The following is a 25,867-nucleotide window of genomic DNA, read 5'->3' on the forward strand; positions in this document are numbered from 1 at the left end:
ACGAACCCATCGCTAACCGTACAGAATTACACCCCAATCTCTGTAACCGTCGATAGCCAGCAGACGGTGAGCGGTTACCGGACTATTCCAGATCAGACCGTTTCGGTACACTCTACCTCGTGACTCGCCTGATTGCTCCGACGGACCAGACGCCAGTTAAAAAATCAGCGACCAGACAGTCTTGCGTGATTAATTATACTAATCCCTCCAACTCGATCCGCGACAAATATCGCCCCATTCACACTCTTACAGTACTTTCCACTGTTCTATAGTAATCAAAATGTTATATTCTAACTAGTAACATTCGAACTCCGTCATATGTTCCTAGTTATAAATTAACGATAGATACCATCCCCGACAGGTATCTGTCAGCTGAGTTTCTGAAGGGCCAGGAATCTAGTTCGATAACCACAACATATGTACGATAGGCCTCAGTGACTACGGGTATGACGGACGACTCGAGCGGTGGGCGTCGGACCAAGGTCGAGCGAGTGATAGACGAGTATGACCTCGAGTCGTGGGGGGATCGTCTCGAGACCGAGTGGGTCGGCGACGGAACGGATCGAACGAGTCTCCGCGACCTCGCGACCGAGTTCAACAAGGCCGTCCTCCGAGCGGCTCTCCGCGATGCGGGCGGGTCGGTGCTCGATTCCGATATCGAAATTCTGTATCAAACGCTGACGGACGACGACGTGTCGCGCTCGGACGCGGTCAGAAAGCGACGTGAACTGAAACGGTCGGGGATCGACATCGACGCCGTCCGCTCCGATTTCGTCACTCACCAGACGATCTATACGTATCTGACGAACGTTCGCAACGCGTCTCTTCCCGACGAGGACACCGAGGACCGGCTCGAGCGAAAGAAAGAGACCGTTCAGCGACTCGCCGGCCGAACGCAAGTCGTCACGGAATCTACGCTCGAAGAACTGAGAAACGCCGAGGAGATTACGGATCGCGAGTACGACGTCTTCGTCGATGTCCGGACCATCTGCGCGAACTGCGGAACCGACTATTCCGTCGCCGAGTTACTCGATCAGGGTGGCTGCGACTGTGAGGCCGGGAAGACATCGTAACGCGACACGTCGGAAAATCGGCCGTTACCGCATAGCATTTATAGCCGGCGGCGTGAAATAACCGTCGTGTCATCTCCAGAGTCAGTCACCTCGTCGATTACCGTTCTCGCGGAGAATATCGGCGGTATCGATAGTAGCGAGGTTACCCTTGAACCCGGCGTTAACGTCCTGACTGGACGAAACGCGACGAATCGAACGTCGTTCCTCCAGACGATCATGGCCGCGCTGGGCAGTCGGCGCTCCTCGTTGAAAGGGGATGCGGACGCCGGTCGCGCCGAATTGGAATTCGACGGTAAACGGTACGAGCGATATCTCGAGCGACGTAACGGCGAAGTGGTCTTCGACGGTGACCCCTATCTCGAGGATCCGGAACTCGCGGACCTCTTTGCCTTCCTGCTCGAATCCAACGAAGCGCGCCGAGCAGTGAGACGCGGCGACGAGCTTCGTGAACTCATCATGCGTCCGATCGATACGGACGAGATCGAAGCCGACATTTCCACCCTCGAGGCCGAGAAACGCGACCTCGATGATCGCCTCGAGCGCCTCGAACAACTCGATTCCGAACTTCCGGGGCTCGAGTCGAAGAAACGGGAACTCGAGAACGAGATTGAAACGACGACCGAGGAAATCGCCGACCTCGAGGACGAGCTCGAGGCGTTCGATCTCGATGTCGAGGCGAGCCGCGACCGGAAAGCGGAGATCGAATCGGCGTTCGCCGACCTCCAGACGGCGCGGACCGAGCTCGAGTCTATCGAATACGATCTCGAGACCGAACGGGAGAGCCACGCCGAACTCGAGCGGGAACGCGACGAGTTGGAGGGAGAACTCGAGGCATTCGACGACGATGATCACGAGTCGCCGGATCGGCTCGAAGGCCGGATCCAGGAACTTCGTGCCCGGAAGCGGTCGCTCGATACGACCGTGAGCGAACTACAGAGCGTGATCCGATTCAACGAGGAACGGCTCGCAGACGACGGGGTCGAGCTGGATCTCGAGGACCACGTCGAGTCGGGGGAGGAAGACGACGGCGACATCACGGAACAGCTCCTCGCGGACGACGACGTCGTCTGTTGGACGTGTGGCTCGCAAGTCGGTCGCGACCGGATCGAGTCGACGCTCGAGCGATTGCGATCGCTCCGCCAGGACCAGCTCGAGGAACGAAGCGAGTTGCAGGCACAGATCGACGACCTCTCCTCGCGTCGGAAGGAGCTTCGCGAGCGAACGCAGCGACGAGGAGAGATCGAAACGCGGCTGTCGGCGATCGACGACGAGCTCGAGCGCCGCGAACAGCGCATCGAGGAACTCGAGACCGAAGTCGAACAGCAACGGACGCGTATCGACGAGCTCGAATCCGAGGCCGAAGCGTTCGAAAACGCGGAGTACGGAGACGTTATCGACACCCACCGCGAACTGAACCGTCTCGAACTCGAACTCGAGGGACTCGAGGACGACCGTGACGACGTGCAGGCCCGAATCGAAGAAATCGAGGGGAAGATCGAGGCGCGCAGTGAACTCGAAGACCGCCGCGAGACCGTCGAAGCAGAGCTGACCGACCTCAGGACGCGCGTCGACCGGATCGAAGAAAACGCCGTCGACGCGTTCAACGAGCACATGGAGTCGATCCTATCGATCCTCGAGTACCGAAACATCGACCGCATCTGGATCGATCGTCGCGAGAAGACGGTCCGAGAGGGGCGGCGGAAGGTCACGCAAACCGCGTTCGACCTGCACATCGTCCGGTCGACCGACGACGGCGCGACGTACGAGGATACCGTCGACCACCTCTCGGAGAGCGAACGCGAAGTCACCGGACTGGTCTTCGCACTCGCAGGCTATCTGGTTCACGACGTCTACGAAATCGTTCCGTTCATGCTGCTGGATTCGCTCGAGGCGATCGACTCGACCCGGATCGCCGATCTCGTTGAGTACTTCGAGGAGCACGTCGACTGTCTCGTCGTCGCGTTGCTCCGCGAGGACGCCGAATCGCTCTCGGACGAGTACGCCTACGTTCGGGAGATATAAGCCGCTGAGCGATGCCGATTCGGAACGACTGAATCGGTTCGTGAAATTCGTTCGATGCTTCCGACAGTACCTCATAAATGGTATATTTGTGATGATACTACAAGCGAAGACAGTTCAGAGATTTTTTCTCTATCCGGTGGTCGATGGCCGTCTGATCGGTGAAACCCGATAAAAACACACTCTCTGTCGGTAATATTCGTCGTCGAATCGATTTGTCTCACGGTTTCGTATTCTCCTCCCCCATCCGAGGGGCTCTCCCTCGAGGGTTTTTTTGTAAAATAAGATCAATAGTGGAGTACGATAGCAGTCAAATTTCTCGTATGAATGGCGGGAGGAAGTAGTCGGCAGCCTGAATAGTCTGTCATATCGAGAGAAATTTACGAAACGGTCAACTAGTGGCATCGGATTGGTGTGTACAGTACACGGGTCTGACGCGACTCGAGCGGCTTGGGTACTGGCATCGTCGGTGACCGAACACGGGTGTACGTTGGATTTGCGATTGTAAGCTACAATATCACCGCCGACCTATTTATCGTGTAAACTATTCCGAGACGAGACCGATACGGGCCCGTTCAATGATGGTACCGGTGCGATCGAGGGAGATGGCGCGTTCACCGATCGATGGGGCGCTACTGTCCCGACGAGCGACCGGTCGCTCGTCGGCGGGGCGATGGCATTGGGCGGCGGCTGGCTCGTCGCTCGAGGTCACTCTGTCCGCACGCGGAAGCGGCGATCTCGTGTGAACGCATGGTACCGGCGGGACGAAACAGCCGCTGCGTGCAGCGCGTGAGTTCGCTCCGATCGACGATCGGCGGTCGCGGCCAGAGGCGGCCGACCGTCACGCGGACGAACCGTCCGCCGTCAGGGCTGTGAATCGGGAGCCGACGGCGGGTTCTCGTCAGACGATACCAGGTTCCCGAGGAGGGAGTCACCGACTACGACCACGACGAGAGCGCCGACGATATCGAAGACGAGGTCGAAGAACGTGTCGGCCGCCCCGTAGGAAACGAGTACGGGTTCGAGTCCGAGGCGATTGGCGGTCGCGTGAATACCGTACTCGGCGATCTCCCACAGTACCCCGGCGCAGGCGACGATGGCGACGACCCAGAGCCGCGGGTCGCGTCCGCGGCGACGGGCCGCAGCGAAGGTTACGCCGCCGAGAATCGTCGCCGAGTGCGTGTGGGTCACGTGGTCCCACCACCAGACATCATCGTACGGACCCAGCATTCCGACTGAGTGAGTGAGCATCGCCGTACTCAGATACGCACGTTGCCACGGCTTGAACGTCACGTCGTACCGGCGTTCGACGGCCCCGGGGAGGTACGTCGCCGCGATCGAGACGACGGCGTTGAAAACCGCCCCCGGATCACGCCGCCGGAAACCGACGACGAGGACGGCGAGAATCGCGTACCGGACACCGCGATCGGCCTCGTTGGCTACCGATGTCTGCATTGGTTTGGTGGCAGATTGCAGTCGAGGTCCATAACGATACTGAAAGGAGACGAGCTCGCGGTTGCCGTCGGTCAGCGGTTGCTACCAGCGCGGAAGTCGGTCACGTGCCGCGTTCGGGTCCGTACCGAGCGGGGAGCAGTACCAGGAAGCGATCCGGAAGCGTCTGGACCACGAGGACTTCCGCAATCGTCGGGAGCAGCCGTCGAACGGCAGTGTACACGACCGCGACGACCAGCGCGGCTCCCACGATCAACCGAAGGACGCCGTCGAGAGCGATCAGGAGCGGGACGGCGATACCGAGCGAGAGCAGCAAGTCCTCGGGCGCGCCGTCATACCGGACCCAGCGACGCGGCGCGAGCCACCGCCCTCGACGATGGTTGTAGACGGCGCGACTCGAGGTCGCCTCCCACGGCCGCAGTTCCAACCCGCCGCCGAAGATATCCATGACGCTGTGGACGGCCGCACTGAGCAACAGGAATGTCGCGGCGATCGTCGCCGCCGTCGGGAGGAGCACCGCGAACGGGGCGACCGCGACGCCGAGCACCGAATAATAGACGGGATAGTGCAGCGTCTTCCGATGACCGATGTACATATCCAGATCGGGGAGAATACCACCGAGCAGGCCGGCAGTGAGAGCGACGCCGGCGAATTCGGGGGCGAGTATGACAAGCGGGAGGGCGAGGGCCAGCCCGACGAGCGCGTGCGTTGGCAGCATCATTATGTCGTACTACAGGCAACACAGCCGTTTGAGTATGTCGGTCAGTGCTGCCAGCATCGGTCGGCCGACAGAGTCGCGTTCTGCAGTTTCGTTCGGCCCTCTATCGGCGAACGACCGTCCGACGACCGTCACGGTTCTCGAGGGCAATCTTTGATGGGGTTCGACACGGAATCACAGCGTGATGGCCGCCGATGGATACAAACTGTTCGGTGTCTACCTCTCGGAGGACGTCTTCGACGCACTCGACGAATTCCTGTACGAAGACGCCGGCGTCGTCGACTACGAGGAGTATTTCGATCCAACCGCCTCGACGGTCCCCGCGGGCGATCCGGGTGCCGATGCCACCGACAGGCTCGTCTCGGCGGTCGTGGCGGACTTCGCGGAACTGTACGACGAGGCGGATTTCGAGGCCCCTCGAGGCGTTGCTTCCGACGCGTTCGTCCTCGCCCATCTCGCGGCCGATCCCCAGACGATCGCCACCGCTCGCGAACGCTTTCAGGCGGCCGCCACGATCCGAGAGACCGACCTCCGGACGGTCCACACCGCGATCCTCTCGGCGTTTCTCTCGCGGGAATCAGCACACGAGGGCCCCTGATTCCCGGAGTCACCGGGACGCGGAACCGATCGGTTCAGCGGTCCTCGTCCGACGAAGAGACGATCAGGATAAGCAGTTGCCCGCGGTGACCCTATATTATCCGCCAGTGGCTTCTCCCGCAATGATGGGGGCGCTCGAATCGGTCCCGGTACCACCGGACTCGTCTTCGCTTGCGCTACTGGTCTCAGTGTCGCTGGTGGACGTATTTTCGTCACTGGACGCGTTTTCGTCATTGGATACGTTCCCGATACTGGACTCGGTTCCATCACTGGATTCGTTTTCGCCGACGGAATAGCCCTCATTGCCGCCGTCAGTTGCGTTTCCGAGAGCGTTCTCCCCGTCTCCGTCGCTGTCACCGGCACTCGAGTTCACAGTGTCGGCAGTTTCGGTTCGGTTCGACGTATCCGAGACGGTGTCGTTCGTCGGAGTGCTGTCGGGTTCGTCGGTCAGTCCGACCGACTCATTTTCTGCCGCATCTGTCGCGTTAGCATCGCTGTCGTTTGATCCAACAGCGCCATCATCCGTTTCACCCGATCCGTCGTCCGTTTTGGGACTAGTTATTTCAGTCTCGTTTTCGTCGCCGCTGCTTTCGTTGGAGCCGGTCTTCGGGTCGGTTTCGGTGAGAGTCCCGTCACAGGGATTCAGCGCGGTATCTGCCGCACCGTTCGTCGTTCCGTTCTCGAGGCGTTCGTCGCCACCACATCCTGCTGTGACCGTCGAACTGGCCGCACTATCCGTATCAGCGTCGTGCGGACCGCGGTCGTCAGGGGGACCACGAGCGTCACCGTTGGGCGGGCCACCCTCGTACTCGTCGACCGAAACGTTGCCGGCGACGGTGATCTCGAGTTCTTCGGTGTCCGTGAACGCGCCCGTGGTGTAGCCGACGCTCAGAGCGCTGCCGACGAACACGATCGCAACCAGCGTCGCAACGAGGGGCTTACTCGTCATCGGTATCACCGCTGGGTCTTCCGTCGTCGATCGCATCGCCGCGGACGGCCGTCCCCGTCCCGGGACTCGGTACGTCAGCCTCCGTCTGTTCCGGGGAATGAGTTCGTGTGCCTTCCGACGGTTCGTCCGGATCGGGCCAGTCGAACGTCGACGGGGACGGTCCGTTCCGTGGAATCTCCTCCGGCGTGGCTGCATCATGATCGTCGGATTCGCCACGTGTCGCATCCGGTTCGACCGCATCGTCCGAATCGGACGCGTCCGGGTCAGCCGAGGTCGATGGTCCCGAATCGTTCGATTCCGTCCGGGCCAGTTCCGACTCGTCGGGGAGCCTCGAGCGCGCGGCGAGTGCGAGGACGAGCGTCGTCGTCGAACCGGTGAACACCGTTATCGAGACGACCTCCGGCGCTCCGGTTCGAAGGAAGCTCGTGTAGGTCGCCCACCCGCTGTACCCCACGAGAACCGCCAGTACACCGATCGAATACAGCAGGTCCGATTTCGTGACGACGTATCGGTCCGTCGACTGCGACGCCGCTGCCGGCTCTGTCGACCGGGTCGGACCGCCACTTTCCGTCGCGGTCGCTCCGCCGTCTCGAGATCCGCCGATCCCGTTTTCGGCCGGTTCGACCCTGCCGTCCGACCGGGAATCGGCCGCCGCTTCCGGCTCGTCCGAGTCGTCGCTCCGACGCTTCGAACGGAGCTCCCAGGCCTCGGAGAGGACGAACGAGACGAGCGGGAGCGCGACGAGCAGTCCGAATCCGACCGGCGTATTGACGAAGGTGATCACGTGACCGATCGCCGGGATCGTAACGGTCACTCGCCCGATGAGCTGGTCGGCGGCGATCGCGGTCTGGTCCGGATCCTCGTTCGCGTCCCCTTTCGTTCGGAACTGCACATCGTTACCGGAGTCGACCTCGATCACTCGATGGGTCGTGGGACTCTCGCCCTCGGAGCGCTGGTAGGTGATCACGTCGCCCTCTTCGACCGCCTCCGGTTCGACGCCGGCGACCAGGACGACGTCTCCGGGTGAGATCGAGGGTTCCATACTGCCGGAGAGCACGACGAAGCTGTGCTCCGCGCCGGCGACCTGCGGGACGGCGTAGGCGACGAACGGCAGAACGAGCGCGATGAGGAGAATCAGACCGACGATTCGCACTGCCCGCCAAACCATCGGTTGAAGATCCGCGAGTCCTCGAGATGTGGTCGGGTCGATCGATTCGTCGTTCTCGGTCGGCTCATCGCTCTCAGTTTCGATTTCGGCCGACCCGTCGACATCGGACGGCTGCGGTCCATCGGTCGTGTCGTTGTCGTTCATTTCAGTCGCACCTCCCGTCGGCCGCACAGATCGCGACCGTCACGTGGCTGATCGCATGATAGTCGTCCGGGTCGCTCCCCGATTCAGTCCGGTGTTGGGCGAACAGCAGTCCGCCGGTTGCGTCCGTCAGAGCACTTGTCGAGGTCTCGAACGGACCCTCGCTCGAGGGCCTGTACGTTACCGTTCCGGGACCGGGGCCCGACCCCGGACCGCCAGCGACATCGACGCGACAGAGATCGGGAGCTGACGCGCCGTCGTCGGAGACGAGTTCGAACGCCATCGCGACCGTCTCGCCGTTCCCCTTCGATTCGGTGTCCGTCACTCGCAGTTCGTATTCGGCAGTTCCCTCGGTAAACGAGTAGGTGCCCGGTTCGATCGCGTTCTCCCCGATCCCCGATGGGCCGCCCGCCTCGAGTTCGAGTTTTCCGACATCGAGACAGCACGGACACGAATCGGCGGGCGGGCAGCCGGATCCCGGCGAAAACGGCGGGGAGGACCGCCCGTCGTGGCGACATTGACGACCGATCGCCGCGAGCGAGACGGTCGCCGACTCACCGCCGACGTACCCCTCGAGGTCCCACTCGAGGCGGAGGCACACCGGCGCGTCCGGCTGTAAGCAGTCCGTCCTGTCGGATTCGGGAGCCCCGTCGAGGGCGAGCCCCGTCGTGAGATCCTCGAAGACGTCGCGCATGGAGCCGCTCGCCAGGAGCCGAGTCGGCTCACCGGTGTCGCAATCGGCGGACGAAAGCGTGACCGTCGCGACTTCGCCGAGCGTTCCGAACGATTCCGGACACGATCCCCGGAGCCAGATCGCCGCCGGGTTGTTCCCGTCGACTGCCGTGTGTACCACGCGGAGTCGGATAACACCGCTCCGGTGATCGGCGTCGTACTCGATCGGAATCCGGACCGCTCCGTCGCTGCTACCACTGAGCCCCCTCCTGGCCCCCTCGAGGACGTCCCAGTGGACCTGCAAGTCGAACGCTCCGGCCTCGAGGTCGATCCCGGCCCGCTCGGTATCGCCTAGGAACTGCTCCGCGGCGACTCCAGTTCCGATTCCGGTCGCTCCGGCAGCGCCAAGCGCGGAGAGAAGTCGCCTGCGGGAAACGACTCCCCGGTTTCCGGTGCCGTCGGTTCCCCGATTGTCGGCTCCGTCGGTATCGGAATCTGACGTTCGTTTATCGGTCATGGGTCTCCGGTCCCCGTCAGTCGCGGGTTCTCCGTCCTCCGTCCGTCGAGGTGACTACCGACCGCGTTACGGTTGTTCGAGATCGATTCGGATCGGTCCAGTTTCGTCCCGGTCGGCTGTAGCGTCGCCTCGTCGGCACTCACGAGTAACTCGTCGCCGCTCATCGGATCACGTCGTCTCCGCCGTTCGATCATCTCGTACATGGATCCCTTTCCATCGATTCGGTGTCGCTCTCGTCGGGTCTCTGGGTACCACTACCCGATATGTATGACCCCTATACCGACGCGTATACCGGTTATACCGGCACATATACCGAATATACCGGCTCGAGACCGGATACAGACCGGGCCGGACACCGACCCCGAACGGCCGCTCATCGAGTGGGGCGCATCGTCGGTCAGTCCGCCGTCGATCCGGCCCCGTCGTTGTGCCGGCACTGCTCGCCGTAGAATCCGACGTCGAACGCGACCGAGTCGGTCTGGACCTCGTTTCCGACGTCGACCGGCAGTTCCCACTCGAGACTGACGCACGTCGTTACGCCCGGTTCGAAGCACGCACGACCCTCGCCGTCGCCGGCCGCGGGTGCGCCCGCTTCGACCTCGTTGTACTCCGTTTCCCGGTCGCCATCGAGCGGGATTCCGAGGTCCGTCTCGAGGATTCCCATGAGCTCCGCGAGCGTCCCTTCGAAGATGACTCGCTCGCCGGCGATGGCCTGACCGATCTGACTGAAGGCGTCGATCAGTTCGTCGTCGTCTGCAGCATCGAAGTAGTGGACGTCCCACGGATTGCTCGCCATGGACTGTAACGTCGAGGCGTCCGCCGACCCGAACCCGACGGTGTAGAGTTCAGTACCGTCGCTTTTCGCGTCGTCTGCAGCGACGACGGGATCGCCGCTCTGGTTGTGTTCCCCGTCGGACATTACGACCATGATCTTGTCGGCACCGCTCCGAGCGTTCGAGCCGTTGTGCAGTTCGTCTTGGGCCGTCTCCACACCGTCCACGATGTGGGTCTGCCCGCCTCCCGACAGCCCGTTAATAGCCGATTGGACGTCACCGTGGCTGCCGGTCAGTTCCTGATCGAGCGACGCGCTGGTCGAGTAACTGACGAGACCGACGTTCGCATTGCTGCCCAGTTCATCGATGAGTCCGTTCGCCGCGTCCATCATCGCACCCATCGATCCGGACATCGACCCGGACCGGTCCAGGACGAGGACGACGTCGATCTCGCCGCCGTCCGCTCCCTCCCGATCCAGCTCGCAGTCACAGTTCTCGTCGTACCAGACGCGAGTTTCGACGGCGTCGGCGAGGTCGCCTTCGCCCTCGCCGCCGGTGTCGTCGACCGCCGATTCCGGTTCGGTTAACCCGTTATCGTCGTCTGCCACCAGTTCGCCGTTCATCCAAATGTACCCCGGATTTGAACAGAGGTGGAGACTCGTCGACAGGCAGCCGGAGTCTCCGGGTTTGACGTCCTCGAGATGGACCGGTGCGACCTCCTCACCGTTGACCAGCATCTCACGGGCATCTTCGCCACAGAACCCGTTGTTCAGGACGTACTCGTCCCAGTCGTCGATATCGCCGGTGTCGGGCACCTCCTCGAGGAGGTAGGTCCCGGCTTCGTCCTCGAGTTCCGTCGCACCGTCGTACCCCATCTCCCGAATGTCCTCCAGACGGCCCGGGCCGCCGTGGTACGTGGCCTTGTAGTCGAGCAGGAGATCGAGCTCTCCCGATGCGAGACTGTTGTTTCCGAACGGCCGTGGTGAATCGCCAGACGTAGCTTGATTTCACTGTTTTAGAGATCGCTTGGTGTTGTGAACCACACACATCAAAACGAGTTCACGAAATTCACCGTACCAAGTTCGCGCACGCACGGCGTCGCCGAGCGTGCGCTTGATCGTTGAAAAGACGGTCTCACACATCGCTCGTTGGCGGTATCGAGGCCCATCGATCCGCGCGTTATGCGCGTGATCGATGGGCCGAAACTCACGATGTTTGATCAGCGGTCTCACGCCGTCTTCGCGGAGTTTTTCGCGTAAATCCATCCAGTCGTAGCCTTTGTCGGCAGCGAGGCTGGCGAGGTCGCCCGCGTTGCGGCGGGCGACCTGCCAGCCGAGCTGTGTGTCGTGGCGTTTCTCGGTCGTACAGTGAACGTCCAGAATTGCTTGGCTTTCTGTGTCGACGAGAGCTGTCGCTTTGAGCGTCTGAACCCGGTAATTCGTCCGACGGCAGTAGTGTTTGCTAGCGTTTTCGCGGTCGAAAAACGTCGCGTCAATGGCGGCGTGACCGCTCTGGCCGTGCAGCTGCGCCGAGAGGCGCAGCAGCACTCGCCAGAGTGCGGTCTTAATCCTATCAAACCACTTGACTAGCGTCGAGTGATCGGGGAGATCGGTCGGTTCAAGGCCGATCTCCCCGAGTATTTGTGGCATCTCGCTCAGCAAATCGAGTGCTTCTCGGTAGGATTTTTCCAGGTAAACCCGCAGACAGTGCAGCGACACTACCGCATACTCGGCGAAGCCGCCACCCCCTTCGGGGGCGGCGACTTCGCCTCGCTCACCAACAGCATTTTTAGCTAACTGAACGACTTTGCTCGTGAAGCGGGAGATTTTCGACATAGAGCATCGGCGGTTTCCCGCTTCATACTCCTAGTTCTGACGGTCGAAACCGACGCCGTCCAACGATTCACCAGAGCCTTCCGAACAGTTCATCGTCGCTAAAGTACGCGGTCGTGCCGAGGCCGACACCGGCTGATGTGACGCCAATCGCGCCGAGTCCGCCCAGAAGCTGACGCCGCGACAGACCGTATTTGTCTTCTGTCATGATTCGTCTCTCCCGTTAAGGAGAAGCCCACCGGCGGAGTCGAACCGCCGCAACGGCCGGTATCGGCCAGAGCAGCCTGCCGGGCAGGCGCTCGGTCCGTCACGTGGGGAAGGTGGTGTGTGATTCGGACGCGGTTCGATCAGCTACTGTACGGGTTGTTCGTGCCGTCGTTGTGACGCGACTGTTCCGCGTAGAAGCTGAATTCGAACTCGACCAGGTCGGTCTGGATCTCGTTGCCGACCTCGACCGGAATCTCCCAGTCGAGGTATATACAGGGGTTCTCCGCATCCTCGCCACCGTCGAACGGTGCTTGTTCCCCGGCTTCGACGCCGTAGGAGCCGTCGCCGTCGAGCAACACACCGTTCGATGCCGCGGCGAGCACCTCGGTGAGCGTTCCCTCGACGATCACGCCGTTGGCCGGATCGTCGCCCTCGTAATAGAGTGTCGCCTCGATGCTGTCGGCGAGTTCGCCAGTACCGTCCGAAGCGCCGGGATCGTTGACATCCCCGGCGCTGTCGGTCTGGGGTTCCGGTTCCGTGTACCCGTTCTCGTCGTTGGCGGTCAGTTCGCCATTGAGCCACAGGTACGCGGGATTATCGATAATCCGGAAACAGAACTCCGCCCCGCCGCTGTCGCCGGGTTTGACGTCGTCGAGCGTGAGCGAGACCGCATCGCCCTCCGCGACGTCGTCGCCGTTTTCGTCGACGACCTGCACGTCGCCGTTGATCGTTCCGCTCGTCCCGCCGGAGCCGGCGCTTCCCTGATCGTAGGACAGTTCGTAGTCGACGAGCAAGTCGAGTTCGCCGGCGGAGAGCGTGTTGTCATCGAACGATTCCTCGTCGCTGAAGTACGCGGTCGTGCCGAGGCCGGCCCCCGCGGATGCGACGCCGATTGCGCCGACGCCACCGAGGAGCTGCCGCCTGGACAGCGAGTGTATCTGTTTGTCCGTCATGGTTGGGTTCCCCGCCCGGAGTCCGCGATCGAGTCCGCCGATCCGGCCCGGAGGGGCTGGTTTCTTCCACTGAGTGTCCCCCCTTATCTATGAGTCCATTCGATACCACTCAACGACCGGTTCGAAGCGTCCCCTCTCGGATCCCACGTCGCGAACGGACGGTTTGCTCGATTGAATCGATCGTTATTCCGCGACAGACCGCCCGATCCGGCCGACGACCGACTGCGACGGAACCGTTTTCGCCCTCACCGGCGACAGACCGACTCCGTGGGGTATACCCGGTATACTCGAGCGGCGGGAGGCAGTCACGACCGGCAACAGAGTCCTGCGATCCGGTATATCGCTCATACATACGGATCCCCGATTCACTCTCCCCACTAGCGGGGAGGGATGTCGACAGATGCTATCGAGAACACTCGCAGTTCCGGAACGTGAGATTCATCAGGTGTTGAGCAGCGCGCGCCGTCGCGAAGCGCTCGAGCAACTCAGGGGGGCGGGCGGTTCGATCACGGTGCGCGAACTCTCGGAGCGGGTCGCGTCGGCGGAGTCGGGCACGTCACCGGCCCCGCGAAACGTCCGCGAGAGCGTCTACAACTCGCTCCATCAAACGCACCTCCCGCGACTGGACGAGCTCGGGATCGTCGAGTACGACGATGATCGAAAGATCGTCACGGCCCGAGACGGGGCGCGTCATATCTCGCTGTACATGGAAGTCGAAACTCCGATCGGCCTCAGCTGGGCCGAATACTACCGGTCGCTCGGCGTCGTCGGGCTCTTCGTCGTCGTCACGTCCCTGGGGGAGTTGCCCGGCGTGGCGATCGTCGATCCCCTCCTCTGGGGGGTCGCGTTTCTCGTTCTCTTCGGGCTCTCGACGGGCTATCAACTCTGGCAGAAACGCGGGTCGCTACTGCGAGTGCTTCGATCGTCAGGGACCCGCTAAAACACTGGCGTGGCTCTCACCGACCGACCGTTGAATCGACTCTCGAGTAACGCAACCCCGTTCGAAAGGTATCGGGCGTGCAGTGACTGTCACTGGCTACTAGACGAGCGAGCCGCGTTCGTCACCGCTCTCGACGCGCGTCGACCGCGTGGGCGCTCGAGACGAGTGCGAAGACGGCCGCGACGAGGAACGCGACGGCGAATCCGGCGCGGGAACCGATCGGTACCAGCCCGGACCAGGCGAGACCGACACCGACCAGACAAAAGGTCGCGACCGCGACGGACACGTCGCTCCACGCGATACCGTCAGCGGCGACCGAGTCGAGATACGTCCCGAACCGTTCGGTCGTCTCCGTCCGTTCGATCAGCCCTCTGTCCCTGTCGTACTCGACGATACCAAGATCGTCCATCTTCTCCAGATGCAACTGGTGGAGGGACGTGTACACGCGCTTTCGCTCCTTGTACGTCACGTCCTGAACCGAGGTATCGTTCTCGCGAGCGGCGACGAAGGCGGCAAGCTCGCGGATCGGAACCGGGTCGCTCCCGTTTTCGTTGAGATACGCGATCGTGTGTCGCCGCCGACGGTTGGACAGAATTCCGAACACGTCGTCGACCGGCAACGTCGGTGATCGCTCCGCCGCGTCGCTCGATGCCGTCGACGCGCCTCCGCTCGTCTCTCGATCGTCCGGCGTCGATTCGGTTCGGTCTCCCGGTTCACCGTCCTGAGATCGCTCCGTCACTGACTCGAGCTGTGAACGTGCCATTTTCCCATTCCCTCGTGACAGTCACACGAACCGAAGCGTACTAAACGCAAGCTAACCAGCCCGTAAGCTCCAAGGTGAGTCTGAAGTAAGTTACTTCACCGAGCATCTCGCTCCCGATCGTGTATCGAGAAACGGAGTGGACGAATCCGGGCCGAGCACGAGTGGAGAACTGCCGGTGAGACGACCCAGTACGAGCGGAACGCCCCCTCACGAAGGCCGCCGGACGGTTTTTCCAGGGGGATGATCCGCGTCAGTCGTTGACCGCCGCCTCGAGGGATTCGAGCCGAGAACGAGCCTCGAGGTACTGCGGATTCGATTCGAGCGTCTCTCGGGAGTGCACTGACCGAAACAACGACAGTTTGGCGGTGATCGCCGCCCGTTCGCGCCGGTCGTCGGGTTCGCCGATCCGCGATAATTGCGTCTCGATCGCCTCGAGTGCGGTCTCTCGAACGATCGGTTTCCGGAGCACGTCGTCGCACTCGAGCGCGAAGAGATCGAACGTCGGCCGGTCACCGACGAGAGCGATCGTCCGACAGCGGTCGCCAACCGACTCGATCACGTCGTCGGGAGCCGCTCCCGGAAGTCCCAGTTCGAAGACGACGACGGTCGGTCCGTCTTCGAGCGCGGATTCGAGCGCTCGTCCGTCGGGCGCGCGCACCACCTCGTACTGGTCGCTCAGCCATTCACCGTACATGTCCAGAAGCCGCCGGTCACCGTCCGCGATCAGGACCGTCGGCGCGTCCGTCTCGAGGTGGCGCGTCCCCCACTCGGAAAGCGCCGCGAAGATCGGTTCCATCTCTTCGCCGGCGCTCGTGAGCTCGTACTCGACTCGAAGCGGAGACTCGCTGATGACGGTCCGGTCGACCAGCTTCGCCTCGACGAGCGTCTCGAGCGTCTCGGAGAGGACCTTTCCCGAGATGTCGGGGATCACGTCCAGAAGCTCGTTGAATCCGCTGGGGCCGTGGTGGGTCAGCGCGACGACGACGACTGGACGCCACTTATTCGAGAGTATCGACAGGACGTCGAGTGCCACGCGGGCATCGGCCGAGACATCGACCCGTGGGCGGCCCATACCGCTCGTTTCACCCCTAGCTATAAAATTGTTGCCTGTGAAAACAGTCACGAAACTCTACATGGTGTCACATAATGGTGCGACAACGGAATAGTCGGACATTCGTCGACCGCTTCCGCACACGAGGTTCGATCGCCTCGCGGCGGCTCCCCGCTCGAGTCACGCGAACGGGGTTATGACTGCCGGGGACGAACGCGACGTCGACCTTCTGCTGGTCGAGGACAACCCGGACGACGCCCGGTTCGTCCAGCGGCTAGTGAGCAACTACCAGTCGGAGACCGAACCCCGAGAGACCACGGGGCCGATCGTGATCGACGAACTCGATCACGTCGATCGCCTCGTCGACGGACTCGATCGAGTGCAGCGACGGACGCCCGACGCGATTCTCCTCGATCTCATGCTGCCCGACAGCTCGGGGCTCGAGACGGTCGATCGGATGGTCGAGCGCGCGCCGGCGGTGCCGATCGTGGTGCTGACCGGGCACGACGAGACCGAAATCGGCGTCGAAGCGATTCAGCGCGGCGCCGAGGAGTATCTGGTCAAGGGATCGATCACCGCGACGGTGCTGGTTCGCACGCTCCGGTACGCCATCGAACGAAAGCGGAATCAGCGCGAACTCCTCGACCGAAACCATCGGCTCGCACTGTTGAATCGGATCATCAGAACGGACATCCGAAACGACGCGAGCATGATCGTCGGCCGGGGGGACCAGCTCCGGGACCGAGTCGACTCGAGCGACGAAGCGGCCCTCGAGGCGCTGCTTGACGCGGCCGAACACCTCGTCGAACTCACGGACACGTCCGCGGGCCTGATGGACGTCCTGTCGCCGGACGACCTACAACGCGAACCCCGCGATCTGAACGCGGTGCTTGACGCGGCGGTCACGCGAGTCCGGCGGGAGTCCGACGTCCCAATCACGATCGACCGAACCGACGCCGTCGACGACCCGATGACGATTTACGGCACGCCGATGCTCGAGTCGGCGTTCACGCACCTCCTGTCGACGGTCGTCGATAGCGCACGCCGGGGGTCGTCGGCCGTGAGCGTACGCGTCGACGCATCGAACGACCGGGTCTCGGTGGCGATCGCCGGCGACGGGGTTCGGCTTCCCGACGCTCAGCGCGAACTGCTCGTCAACCCGTCCTCCCGATACGAAGACGGAGCGAGGATGGGGATCGGACTGTATCTCGTCACGACCGTCCTCGAGGACGTCGACGGCGAGATCGCGGTCGAGGACACCTACGCCGCCGGAACGACGGTGACGACGACGTTCGAGCGGGTCCGTCGATCGTAGCGACGCCGACCGCTCACGACCGGTCAGGGGGTGGCGGTCCGCGAGTCGGCCTCACCACGACTCCCGCGTTCGCGCCCGTTCGCCGTCGGGAATCGTGAACGCGATCTCGGTACCCTCCCCGGGCTCCGAATCGATGTCGATCGTTCCTCCGTGTTGTTCGACGATTTTCCTGCAGATCGCGAGCCCCATCCCGGTGCCCGACTCGGGGTCGGTGCCGGACCCCTGCGTGAAGAGATCGAAGACCCGATCGAGTTCGTCCGGTTCGATCCCGCTGCCGTCGTCGCGGACGCGGAACCGCCATCCGTCGTCTCCCCGACTCGCCGTCACGCGAATTTCCGGCGATCCGCTATCGGCGTGTGTCAGTGCGTTCTCCAGTAGATTCTGGAACAGTCGCCTGAGCAGGTGTTCGACGCCCGAAACGGTCGGCAGATCCCCGACGACGACGGTCGCGTTTTGTTCCTCGATCTCGAACCGGAGCGCCTCGAGGACCGCCGAGACGACCCGATCGCAGTCGACCGAATCGAAGGCCGTCGCCGACGGCCCGATTCGGGAGTACTGTAACAACCCGGAGATCATCTCCTGCATCCGTCGATTGTTTCGCCGTGCGACCGCGATCAGTTCCTCGCAGTCCTCGTCGGCCGTCTCCTCGAGCGACTCATCGAGCAGGCGAAGGTAGTCTTCCGTCGTTCGTAGTGGTGCCCGAAGATCGTGTGAAATCGCCCCGGTAAACGCCTCGAGTTCGCGTTCCCGCCGCCGTCGTTCGGTGACGTCCCTGAGGACGAGTACCCATCCGACGATGTCGTCGCGTCGTCGGAGCGGTCGGGACCGCACGTTGAGATACTCCGTTCGTCCGGAGTCCGAGGAGAACTCGACCGTCCGACTCGACGCAGTAGTCACGTCGAGCGCCGGCAGTTCAGCATGGGCCGGTTGACCGACGATGGACGCAGACAGTCCGAGCAACGAGTATGCGGTCTCGTTCGCGTGAACGATTCGCTCGGCCGAGTCGAGAACGAGGACGCCGTCCGGGGAGCGTTCGACGACAGTCGAGTACGCGATCGGCGGGAGATCCAAGAGTTGGTACCTGAACGTCGCGATTCCGAGGGCGATGGACGAAACTGCTGCCGTGGCGGGCACGAGGTTGACACCGTCGTGGTCGAACGGTGCGACGCCGGCCGAGGTGAGGAAACTCGCGGTCATCGGCGTGACGATGGCGATCGCCAGTAGCGCGGCCTGTGGGAGATAGGAACGGCCGAGACGGACGGCTTGGTGGGCGATGATTCCGAGCGCGAGCAGTGCGAGGGTCAACACGTACACATAACTGAGGACGACGTACGCCGGGCCGTTTTCGGCCCGCCAGACAACTAGCCCGTCGATCTTGACGATCCGCGTTTCGACGATAACGAGATCGTACGGGTTCGTAAAGAGAAGCAGCAAAAACGCGACAGGAACGACGAATAACCCGACGACGACGCGGCGACGCAGCCAGTCCGTTCGATCAGTGTACGCGAGCGCGAACAGGAGGAGCAACGGGGCGATCAACTCGCTTCCAACGTACAGCAGTCTGTACAGCTGAAACTTCACTTCCGGGGTCGTACTCAGGAGTTTAATCGCCGAAAATCCGGTCCAGATAGCCACTGCAACGTTCATCGTCCCGAATATGAGAAGTACTGGGCTGTGGCCGTGCTCACGTCGACTCCTGATCGCGTACGCCCCCAGACCGAGTGAGACAGCGGTCGCGAACAGGATCGGATAGGCATATATCGTGTGCTGCCACCCCATTACGTGCTGAAACGTTACTCGAGGAATATATAGATACAGGTCGGTTACTGTCCTCAATTCGAACGAGATGTAGTGAGACGGTGCCTGTGTCTCGAACCGGGTACTCCGATGCGATTTCCGCTTTTCGTGGCACGGATGGCACCTCGGTGTGGTGGGACTACCGTTGGTTCGGCGATGTTCGCGTCCCGGTATGTCGACACGGCTATCACACGGGTACCGGTGGCCACCTGAACGATTCCGAGACGAAGAATAGGTGCCCCGGAACGTTGCAGGACCACTGCGAAGAGAGCGGAATTACGCGTTTCACACGGACGAACACTCGGGGCTCGAGTTTGGACATGCAACTGCGGCATTGTTCAGATTAGCTGGTTCCAGCAGTATGCGTAGCTCTGCAACCATGTTTCAGCGGTGGCTGGATCGGCGTTTCTAAAGCAGTTTTCGAACTGAGTGGTACGTCATTTTATCTCTTTAAATAGATGTTCGACGGCATTCTGATTTCCATGTTTCTCGTATCGAAATCGGAGCCCAAGATGATGGAGTGCGGCGTTAAGCCACGGAGCTGAATCGACAAGAAACACGGCATCTTGGATATCGTGTTTCTCTCTCAGTTCACTCAGAAACAGCTCCGTAAGTGCGGTTGTACGCGTTGGATAGAGTTTAACGTGAAGAAATTCGTTCGTTCCAGGATCGACAGCAGCATACGACAGTAGCGCTGATCGTCGAGTTGGATCACAGTTTCGTCGAGCGCAACGTGATCCGGTTGGCTTCCCGTTGTCGGCTGTAGATTGGCTTTTTGTACCCAATTATGAATCGTCAATCTCGCCCATTCGACACCGAATCTCTCTAAGACAGAAACAGTATCCGAAAATGATAATCTCGACAAATGGAGCTGGATACTCAATCGCATCAGCTCGCGCAGTGTCGCCTCTCGCTCCACAAAATCTAATTGAATGCCGCTACTAGCGCCGTTAAGGCGGTTGAATTCGGGCATGGACACCTAGAATTCTGACCGCCTCGCTTTTCAGACCGTATCTGAACAGCGCCCTAGAATTCAGCCCAAAGGCTCTTATCAGAGGTGGTGTTAGTTACCGAACATATCTGATATGCCCTCTCGTCGCACTATTCTCAGCCTAATAGCGGTGAGTGGAATCGGAGGGATTGCCGGGTGTAGCGATGTGATTAGCGCAGAGATACCCGCGCACACTGTGAGTGTCTATTTGCATAATCGAAATGCTGTCCGTGATGTCACCGTCACGATCAAAGAGGATGATGGAGCGGTTGTGTTCGAACGAGACTACTCCCTTTCCGACGACAATGAAGCTCATGAGGACGCAACGTTCCCTGAGACAACCGACCCACATACCGTCGTCGTGACTGTCGATGGAAAACAGTTTGAACAGCCGTGGCCGGAATTCACTGACCCGAACAATCAGTGTCCTAAAGGAAACTGGGAAGGTATCGAAGTCTGGATTAAAGGTGATCCGGGGGAATCCCCGACTATTCTTTTAATTGGAAATTGCCAACATGTTACGCTTGAGGAATGACGGTATCTGTCAAAAGAGTAAACACCATTTCTGAACGGTGTTCTATACACATCTTGTATTGATCACTTCCGTTCACAACAAACATCGTAGCGGATCTGCTTCTTTAAGTTCGATAAGGCGGCAGCCGCTAACGCACTCTGCGACTATCCACTGAAACAGGGAACGGTTCGATGACCTTGAGCACGTCCTTCTGAGCGAACCGTATCCCGTCACTGGGTTCGGACAAAAAGAAGTGCTGACTGCATGAAATCGAATCCACTTTTAGCAGAAAATCGCCAGACAACTCGGCTACACAGTCTTTCAAAACCAGTAAGAAGTCTTATTGGTTGGGGCGGATTTGAACCACGAGGACTCGCTTCGCTCGCCCTCTGGGCTCAAATCCGTCCGTTACAATTTTTCCGACCCGGACTCGTTACTACGCTCCTCGTCGGTGCGTCGGAAAAATGGGTTGGGGCGGATTTGAACCGCCGACTTCCTCGCTCGCTCCGCTCGCAACCGCGTGATGGAGACTTCCTAATCCAACGGTGTGAGCCAACCAACGCGGCGTTCCCGTCAGATAACAATGACCGAACGCCAAACTCAGATGAAACCCGAACGGGCTGTGAACCGATTCCTCTCCGAGATGAAACCAGAGTGGGCTGAATCAACGTACTACAACTACAGCTCATCGCTCTCTCGATTCCTCGAGTTCTGCGAAGAAGACGACCTCGAGAACATTTGCGATATCGACGGCTTCCACATATCCGATTTCAAATCCACTCGTCGGAATGACGGTATCAGCGAGATGACCCTCTACAACGAACTCAGTTCCCTCCGATCGTTCCTGAAGTGGTGCAAGTCGATGGGACTCATTGAGTCGTGGGTGATCGAAGATATGGTCCTCAATGAACCGGACGATAAGGTTCGCTCTGACAAGCTGGACGCTGAGGAAGCAGAGATAATTCGCAACTACCTCAACCAGTTTGAGTACGCTACTCTTCGTCACACGCTGTTCGCGCTCTTGTGGGATACAGGAATCCGACTTGGGACTGCCCGCTCTCTTGACGTGGATGACTACCATCCAGAGGAACAATACATTGAGGTGCAGCATCGTCCCGATCAGGGAACACCGCTGAAAAACAATTCCGAGGCTAATCGGGAGATCAATCTCCACTCGTGGGCATCCGAGATTCTTGACGACTATCTCCAAATGAACCACAAAGGAGTGACCAACGATCACGATCGAGAACCCCTGTTAGCTTCCCGTCACGGTCGAATGTCTCTCTCCAACCTACGGATGCACATCCGTCGCCTCACCCGTCCGTGCCACTATACAGGGGATTGTCCTCATGGACGGGATCAAGACGAATGCGAAGCTGCCCTGGACTATCGTGCTGCTTCTCAGTGCCCTGGCTCTGTCAGTCCACATCCAATCCGACGCGGGGCTATCACTCACTGGCTCAACGAAGGCCATCGGAAGGAACTGATCAGCGAACGGATGAACGTCGGCGTGAAAACGCTCGATGAACACTACGACGCTCGAACTGAGTCAGAGAAGCGGAATCTACGACGAGAGATGTTCAAGATGGACTGAGGAAAAGGGTCAAGCAAGATTTGAACAGATCTCGCTGTCTCTCCCCAAGGGTTCGACCGCCCAAAACCACCTTACACATTTGGATTTTTGTAGAACTATCTCGTCGCCTTCTTGCGAATACCGGTATCTATTTCCCTGTGGATGCCGTCTATACAGTGAAGACAAGTTCTCGCGGAACTCTCCAACCGACCAGTCACAACTATCGGGTTCCTCTTAGGGTATCGCCACATCGAGGGGAGAGTAGAACAGACCGCTGAGAGTCTTCATTATCTCTGACTTATGAGTATAGATACATCCACAGCGGCATCTCCGAGCAGTACAGAGACAACGTCGAACAGCGACTACTGCGCGTGCATCCAGTATGGTTTTCCTGAGGGGAAGGGGCCGCTTCGAGCGCCGAAACTCCGAACGATTTTCGAGCCGATTCCCGATGAAGCCCATACCGCCAGCCCCATCTACAAAATCTCGAGAGAGCAGTATGAACGTCAACGGGATATGGAAAACCCCTACCTGGTCGATGGTGGCTACTCGATGAAAGCCACAGAGATACAGGACGAGTGTGAGGACGATGACCGCGTACTCTGTCCCGTTCACATTGAGTCCGACGCATACCACGAGGTGGGACCGGATACGCTTATCACGTGGTTTCGGGAGTTCGTAGAGGACTATCTCGAAGCACCGTTCAACACGTGTACGCTGTACTTCTCGGGGAATCGTTCCATCCACGTTCACGTTCCCCGGTTCGTATCGGGGGAAGCCGACCGGGAGCGGTTGAAGGAACTGGCCAAGTTGTACTGCGATGAGGCGAGGGCTGAACTCGACATCAGTGTTTACGATCGGAAAAGTTTGTTTCGAATTCCCAGCGTAGAACACGCAAAGTCCGGCATCCCAAAGGTCGAAATCGAACCGACTTGGGACAGAACCCGCATCTTCCGTAAGGCAAACGGAGCGAACCCAAGCACGCCTGCAACGTATGCTGATGTACTGTGGGATGTGTTCGGGCAGGAACGCCTCACTGTCGGGACAATTGGCCCTGAAATGAACCGGTCGCAGAATCTGTTTCAGGTGCTTGACCCCGAGAAGACGCTCTTGGAGTTCACACGCGATGAACCGGAGAACGAGATCGAGACTCCCCTCATCGAGCAGGTGGCGTATCCCGAAGACCCCGCTGAAGTTCCGGAGTGGTCGATGTACAACGCACACGAGTTCTCTCCATATGCTCACGCATCAGGAAACCCTCGAAGTGTCGCGGCGCTTCGCGTGAAAGGCGGGGTGTTCGCTCGAGAGAACAAGCGTTGTGGGGCGACGATGGTGCCAGCGTACTTCTACGGTGCTGTTGGGTGTAACGGTGGGTTCACGAAACAGGACGTTCACGCGCCGCTCCAGTTGTCGAAGAAGGACTACCGCAAGTGGGACTACGAACACGGGGAAAAGGTCGTCATCATCGGCGGGAAAAGCGGGAGTTCCAGAATCTTCAGCGTCTCCTCGTGGGAAGCCACCGAAGTTGGCCACGCGCTCACAAGCGATAAGGGCGGGCGTGACACCGCGCTCAACTATCTCTCCGAGAAGGGATACGATGTTGGTGCGTCTGGTTCCACGGTGTCCGGCTCGAAGTGTACGACTGCATCAAGGTCGAATGAGTTTAGCAGAGAGACAGGAACAATATGGCCTGCTCGTGAGAATTGGGGGACGGACGTGGAAGGCCTCCAATGGAAAGCCGAACAGGAGGGGATTGGAACACTCTCACATAAGGAGCGGATCCGTGTTGCGTGCCGCTTTCTTCAGAACGGCTGGCAACCGACTTGGGAGTGGTTCAAGGAGCAGTACGGCTCCACGTTCAAGCCGAGGATTACATGGCAATTCCTCAGGGGAATAGTCGAAGACCCCGACTTCAGGGAGTACGACAACGTGGACGTACCCCCAAAACCCACGTGATACTCGCCCTCCTACTGTAACTATCTGCATAGACGGCATCCACTATCCACGAGGAACGTGACTACTTCACCCTACCTCGATGAATGGTTACACCACTTTTTCTTCAGTCCCCATACCACCACAACAACCACCACTAAGTTATGTTGCGAGAACGCGGTACTGCGACGGGGTACCTCTCGTCGGTGCTGATGTTTCTTATAAAGGGATTAGTAGCTTCAATCAATTCATTTCTCCAAGAGGTAATGACGCGGTCAGCGTGCGCCAACAACAGGCTGGTCACGCCGTCCAAATGTTCCGTGATGATTCCCCGGTGGCACGTTGTGGATCCCCATAAGAGGAAGGTGCGAGCCTACTACGAGTCTCCATACTCCCCGTTTTCCTATTCCCAACACCCGTGGATTTCGATGATCCTGGCAAGTGGGTTCCAACCTCAAAGTGGTCGAACACCTGTGATACCTTCATCGAGTCGGTTGTTCTTCCCGCCCCTCATGCAGTAGATCGTCTGGTAGTTCCTCGTAGAGATTGGGTCGGATCTCACAGTATCGCAACGCCGATTGTGAGTTCCCCCTCACCCCTTCGACAGCCTGGTGAGATAGTTTGTGGTAGTGGCGGGCCTCAGCAACGTTGTCACCGTCCTCGATGCAGCAAAACCTTCAGACAAACCTCACGGACTCATTGTGAATTAAGCTAATTGGGTTTCCGTCAACGGGCCTATATCATGCTGATCAACTGCAGTATAATTCCGAAAACTGCGAATCCACTCAATATAGTTGCTGTAGCGATTAACAGGCGATGCCGTTCAGGCCAACTCGACACATGAAACTTTACTGATTCTTCCTCCATCCAGAACGTAGCACCATCACGGTAAACAAATGTCATTTCCACCTGGTGGTTACCAGGTGATGCTGAGTCAAGGTTAAGACTAATGTGCATTGGTGCGGGTCCAAGAGCTTCAAAATCTCCGTTATTTCTTCCCTCATCTGTATCCTTGTTCCCCAGATTCTTGCTTATCTTTGTCTCGGACACATTCATTGGATAGACCATTTCTGACTGCTCTGGACTTTCACCAAAGTCTGGAGAAACATTGGCAAAGAACCATTCAGGGAGGGTGGATGTGAAGCCCACGTACGATATGTTAGCATCTATTTTTTCTTCGGCCTCATTGATACCCACTAATTCAACTGTATCCTCTTGGTCTGTCTCTCTGTATCCATATCCTGATTTCACTACCCCCACATTCTCATCATCAAGAATAGATTGATCTGGTAGTATTACTTGAAACTTATTAGGAAATGGTGTTCCTACTCCGCTAAAATAGAGATCTATATCAACAGTGCCATTTGGGGGTACATTCGGTTCCTGAAGTACTGATATTAGCCTAAAACGAGTATTCGGAAAATGTTGTTCTGCCATGATCAGACCCTTGCGTTCCCTCTACTAAAGGTTATAGATATATCTAACATAAAGGCATAAAATATATTTCAGCTAAATTGCCCGGAGATACTCTTCATGACGTTCCATCTTTTCACTCTTTGTCACATGGTCGTGGTGCTTATCTAATACATCGATAGCCATATTAACCAGATCAGCAGTTACATCTTGAGGTTGGACAGCATTCAGTGCTTCTGTTACGTATCCATGACAGAGTGCGTGCGGGCCGACTGAATCGCAAGAATAGATACCTGAAATCCGCTCGAGAAACTCATAATCTCTCTAAGCAGGTAACCAAATATACGCGTTCGAAACGACCTTCATTGTTCTAACTGCAGTCTTGTGGGGCCATCTTTGGTAGGCGTAATCTCATTCTTTCGATGTATCAAACACTGCTCTCTCGTCCAGATCTCGGCGTAGAATTGGCGCTGTCTCTTGCTGTCGTTTCCAATGATAGCCTACGTA

At 59.3% G+C, this 25,867-nt stretch carries 22 protein-coding genes and 1 pseudogene; 8 read left to right on the plus strand and 15 right to left on the minus strand.

Annotated elements, in window-relative coordinates:
* Positions 1–446 precede the first annotated feature (446 nt).
* Positions 447–1,073, plus strand: coding sequence for a rod-determining factor RdfA (rdfA, locus tag CP556_RS18350; RefSeq protein WP_098726929.1), 627 nt, complete (start codon positions 447–449; stop codon positions 1,071–1,073).
* A gap of 66 nt (positions 1,074–1,139) precedes the next feature.
* Positions 1,140–3,095 (plus strand): archaea-specific SMC-related protein, encoded by a 1,956-nt coding sequence (locus CP556_RS18355; protein ID WP_098726930.1) that lies wholly within the window; start codon positions 1,140–1,142, stop codon positions 3,093–3,095.
* Between the two features lie 861 nt (positions 3,096–3,956).
* Here the strand turns inward: CP556_RS18355 and CP556_RS18360 are convergent.
* Both CP556_RS18360 and CP556_RS18365 read right to left on the minus strand, forming a co-directional pair.
* Positions 3,957–4,547, minus strand: coding sequence for a DUF2238 domain-containing protein (locus CP556_RS18360; protein WP_098726931.1), 591 nt, complete (start codon positions 4,545–4,547; stop codon positions 3,957–3,959).
* 100 nt (positions 4,548–4,647) lie between these two features.
* Positions 4,648–5,265, minus strand: coding sequence for a metal-dependent hydrolase (locus tag CP556_RS18365; protein ID WP_098726932.1), 618 nt, complete (start codon positions 5,263–5,265; stop codon positions 4,648–4,650).
* Between the two features lie 181 nt (positions 5,266–5,446).
* On the opposite strand from CP556_RS18365, the gene CP556_RS18370 reads away from it, so the two are divergent.
* Entirely contained in the window at positions 5,447–5,860 is a 414-nt protein-coding gene (locus tag CP556_RS18370) for a hypothetical protein (protein ID WP_098726933.1), read from the plus strand.
* 96 nt (positions 5,861–5,956) lie between these two features.
* Here CP556_RS18370 and CP556_RS18375 read toward each other — a convergent pair whose 3' ends face one another.
* From CP556_RS18375 to CP556_RS18405, 8 genes are all read right to left on the minus strand, one after another.
* Positions 5,957–6,808, minus strand: coding sequence for a hypothetical protein (locus CP556_RS18375; protein ID WP_098726934.1), 852 nt, complete (start codon positions 6,806–6,808; stop codon positions 5,957–5,959).
* Positions 6,798–8,120, minus strand: a complete 1,323-nt coding sequence (locus CP556_RS18380) for a signal peptidase I (RefSeq protein WP_098726935.1) — start codon at positions 8,118–8,120, stop codon at positions 6,798–6,800. The genes CP556_RS18375 and CP556_RS18380 overlap by 11 nt, the downstream gene beginning before the upstream one ends.
* A gap of 1 nt (position 8,121) precedes the next feature.
* A complete protein-coding gene (locus CP556_RS18385; protein ID WP_098726936.1) occupies positions 8,122–9,306 on the minus strand; it encodes a hypothetical protein in 1,185 nt (394 codons plus the stop codon).
* Positions 9,303–9,470 (minus strand): hypothetical protein, encoded by a 168-nt coding sequence (locus CP556_RS26110; protein ID WP_176548241.1) that lies wholly within the window; start codon positions 9,468–9,470, stop codon positions 9,303–9,305. The genes CP556_RS18385 and CP556_RS26110 overlap by 4 nt, the downstream gene beginning before the upstream one ends.
* A gap of 233 nt (positions 9,471–9,703) precedes the next feature.
* On the minus strand, positions 9,704–10,954 hold the full coding sequence (locus CP556_RS18395) for a vWA domain-containing protein (protein ID WP_098726938.1): 1,251 nt from the start codon (positions 10,952–10,954) through the stop codon (positions 9,704–9,706).
* A 132-nt stretch (positions 10,955–11,086) separates the two neighbouring features.
* Positions 11,087–11,914 (minus strand): IS5 family transposase, encoded by an 828-nt coding sequence (locus CP556_RS18400; RefSeq protein ID WP_098726460.1) that lies wholly within the window; start codon positions 11,912–11,914, stop codon positions 11,087–11,089.
* A gap of 67 nt (positions 11,915–11,981) precedes the next feature.
* Entirely contained in the window at positions 11,982–12,119 is a 138-nt protein-coding gene (locus tag CP556_RS25460) for a SipW-dependent-type signal peptide-containing protein (RefSeq protein ID WP_141551710.1), read from the minus strand.
* Between the two features lie 139 nt (positions 12,120–12,258).
* Positions 12,259–13,071, minus strand: coding sequence for a SipW-dependent-type signal peptide-containing protein (locus CP556_RS18405; protein WP_098726939.1), 813 nt, complete (start codon positions 13,069–13,071; stop codon positions 12,259–12,261).
* Between the two features lie 400 nt (positions 13,072–13,471).
* On the opposite strand from CP556_RS18405, the gene CP556_RS18410 reads away from it, so the two are divergent.
* Positions 13,472–14,011 carry a DUF7344 domain-containing protein gene (locus CP556_RS18410; RefSeq protein ID WP_098726940.1) on the plus strand — a complete coding sequence of 180 codons (540 nt, stop codon included), beginning with the start codon at positions 13,472–13,474 and terminating at the stop codon, positions 14,009–14,011.
* A gap of 121 nt (positions 14,012–14,132) precedes the next feature.
* Here CP556_RS18410 and CP556_RS18415 read toward each other — a convergent pair whose 3' ends face one another.
* Together CP556_RS18415 and CP556_RS18420 are read right to left on the minus strand one after the other, a co-directional pair.
* Positions 14,133–14,774, minus strand: a complete 642-nt coding sequence (locus tag CP556_RS18415) for a DUF7344 domain-containing protein (protein ID WP_098726941.1) — start codon at positions 14,772–14,774, stop codon at positions 14,133–14,135.
* A gap of 250 nt (positions 14,775–15,024) precedes the next feature.
* Positions 15,025–15,846 (minus strand): winged helix-turn-helix transcriptional regulator, encoded by an 822-nt coding sequence (locus CP556_RS18420; RefSeq protein WP_098726942.1) that lies wholly within the window; start codon positions 15,844–15,846, stop codon positions 15,025–15,027.
* A gap of 175 nt (positions 15,847–16,021) precedes the next feature.
* On the opposite strand from CP556_RS18420, the gene CP556_RS18425 reads away from it, so the two are divergent.
* The gene (locus tag CP556_RS18425) at positions 16,022–17,140 is read left to right on the plus strand and encodes a response regulator (RefSeq protein WP_098726943.1); all 1,119 of its coding nucleotides are present in this window, start codon (positions 16,022–16,024) and stop codon (positions 17,138–17,140) included.
* A gap of 51 nt (positions 17,141–17,191) precedes the next feature.
* Here CP556_RS18425 and CP556_RS18430 read toward each other — a convergent pair whose 3' ends face one another.
* Both CP556_RS18430 and CP556_RS18435 read right to left on the minus strand, forming a co-directional pair.
* Positions 17,192–18,919 carry a sensor histidine kinase gene (locus CP556_RS18430; RefSeq protein WP_098726944.1) on the minus strand — a complete coding sequence of 576 codons (1,728 nt, stop codon included), beginning with the start codon at positions 18,917–18,919 and terminating at the stop codon, positions 17,192–17,194.
* Positions 18,920–19,275: 356 nt separating this feature from the next.
* A pseudogene (locus CP556_RS18435) lies at positions 19,276–19,910 on the minus strand (IS6 family transposase).
* Between the two features lie 184 nt (positions 19,911–20,094).
* On the opposite strand from CP556_RS18435, the gene CP556_RS25465 reads away from it, so the two are divergent.
* From CP556_RS25465 to CP556_RS18450, 3 genes are all read left to right on the plus strand, one after another.
* The gene (locus tag CP556_RS25465) at positions 20,095–20,463 is read left to right on the plus strand and encodes an Ig-like domain-containing protein (protein WP_141551711.1); all 369 of its coding nucleotides are present in this window, start codon (positions 20,095–20,097) and stop codon (positions 20,461–20,463) included.
* A 562-nt stretch (positions 20,464–21,025) separates the two neighbouring features.
* A complete protein-coding gene (locus CP556_RS18445; RefSeq protein WP_098726946.1) occupies positions 21,026–22,036 on the plus strand; it encodes a tyrosine-type recombinase/integrase in 1,011 nt (336 codons plus the stop codon).
* Positions 22,037–22,315: 279 nt separating this feature from the next.
* Positions 22,316–23,971: a bifunctional DNA primase/polymerase gene (locus tag CP556_RS18450; RefSeq protein WP_255291501.1), complete on the plus strand. Its 1,656-nt coding sequence runs from the start codon at positions 22,316–22,318 to the stop codon at positions 23,969–23,971.
* 711 nt (positions 23,972–24,682) lie between these two features.
* Here the strand turns inward: CP556_RS18450 and CP556_RS25470 are convergent.
* Positions 24,683–25,384, minus strand: coding sequence for a hypothetical protein (locus tag CP556_RS25470; RefSeq protein WP_141551712.1), 702 nt, complete (start codon positions 25,382–25,384; stop codon positions 24,683–24,685).
* Positions 25,385–25,867: the final 483 nt, after the last annotated feature.

This window comes from Natrinema sp. CBA1119 (assembly GCF_002572525.1).
Taxonomy (GTDB): Archaea; Halobacteriota; Halobacteria; order Halobacteriales; family Natrialbaceae; genus Natrinema.

Bases quoted from the DNA above. Each gene is read 5' to 3' on its own strand.
- CP556_RS18380 (WP_098726935.1), bottom strand. From the start codon at position 8,120: ATGAACGACAACGACACGACCGATGGACCGCAGCCGTCCGATGTCGAC.
- CP556_RS18430 (WP_098726944.1), bottom strand. From the start codon at position 18,919: ATGGGGTGGCAGCACACGATATATGCCTATCCGATCCTGTTCGCGACC.
- CP556_RS18395 (WP_098726938.1), bottom strand. From the start codon at position 10,954: ATGGGGTACGACGGTGCGACGGAACTCGAGGACGAAGCCGGGACCTAC.
- CP556_RS18370 (WP_098726933.1), top strand. From the start codon at position 5,447: ATGGCCGCCGATGGATACAAACTGTTCGGTGTCTACCTCTCGGAGGAC.
- CP556_RS18385 (WP_098726936.1), bottom strand. From the start codon at position 9,306: ATGACCGATAAACGAACGTCAGATTCCGATACCGACGGAGCCGACAAT.
- CP556_RS18410 (WP_098726940.1), top strand. From the start codon at position 13,472: ATGCTATCGAGAACACTCGCAGTTCCGGAACGTGAGATTCATCAGGTG.
- CP556_RS18360 (WP_098726931.1), bottom strand. From the start codon at position 4,547: ATGCAGACATCGGTAGCCAACGAGGCCGATCGCGGTGTCCGGTACGCG.
- CP556_RS18425 (WP_098726943.1), top strand. From the start codon at position 16,022: ATGACTGCCGGGGACGAACGCGACGTCGACCTTCTGCTGGTCGAGGAC.
- CP556_RS18420 (WP_098726942.1), bottom strand. From the start codon at position 15,846: ATGGGCCGCCCACGGGTCGATGTCTCGGCCGATGCCCGCGTGGCACTC.
- CP556_RS18415 (WP_098726941.1), bottom strand. From the start codon at position 14,774: ATGGCACGTTCACAGCTCGAGTCAGTGACGGAGCGATCTCAGGACGGT.
- rdfA (WP_098726929.1), top strand. From the start codon at position 447: ATGACGGACGACTCGAGCGGTGGGCGTCGGACCAAGGTCGAGCGAGTG.
- CP556_RS25460 (WP_141551710.1), bottom strand. From the start codon at position 12,119: ATGACAGAAGACAAATACGGTCTGTCGCGGCGTCAGCTTCTGGGCGGA.
- CP556_RS18375 (WP_098726934.1), bottom strand. From the start codon at position 6,808: ATGACGAGTAAGCCCCTCGTTGCGACGCTGGTTGCGATCGTGTTCGTC.
- CP556_RS18400 (WP_098726460.1), bottom strand. From the start codon at position 11,914: ATGTCGAAAATCTCCCGCTTCACGAGCAAAGTCGTTCAGTTAGCTAAA.
- CP556_RS25470 (WP_141551712.1), bottom strand. From the start codon at position 25,384: ATGGCAGAACAACATTTTCCGAATACTCGTTTTAGGCTAATATCAGTA.
- CP556_RS18365 (WP_098726932.1), bottom strand. From the start codon at position 5,265: ATGATGCTGCCAACGCACGCGCTCGTCGGGCTGGCCCTCGCCCTCCCG.
- CP556_RS18445 (WP_098726946.1), top strand. From the start codon at position 21,026: ATGACCGAACGCCAAACTCAGATGAAACCCGAACGGGCTGTGAACCGA.
- CP556_RS18405 (WP_098726939.1), bottom strand. From the start codon at position 13,071: ATGACGGACAAACAGATACACTCGCTGTCCAGGCGGCAGCTCCTCGGT.
- CP556_RS26110 (WP_176548241.1), bottom strand. From the start codon at position 9,470: ATGAGCGGCGACGAGTTACTCGTGAGTGCCGACGAGGCGACGCTACAG.
- CP556_RS18450 (WP_255291501.1), top strand. From the start codon at position 22,316: ATGAGTATAGATACATCCACAGCGGCATCTCCGAGCAGTACAGAGACA.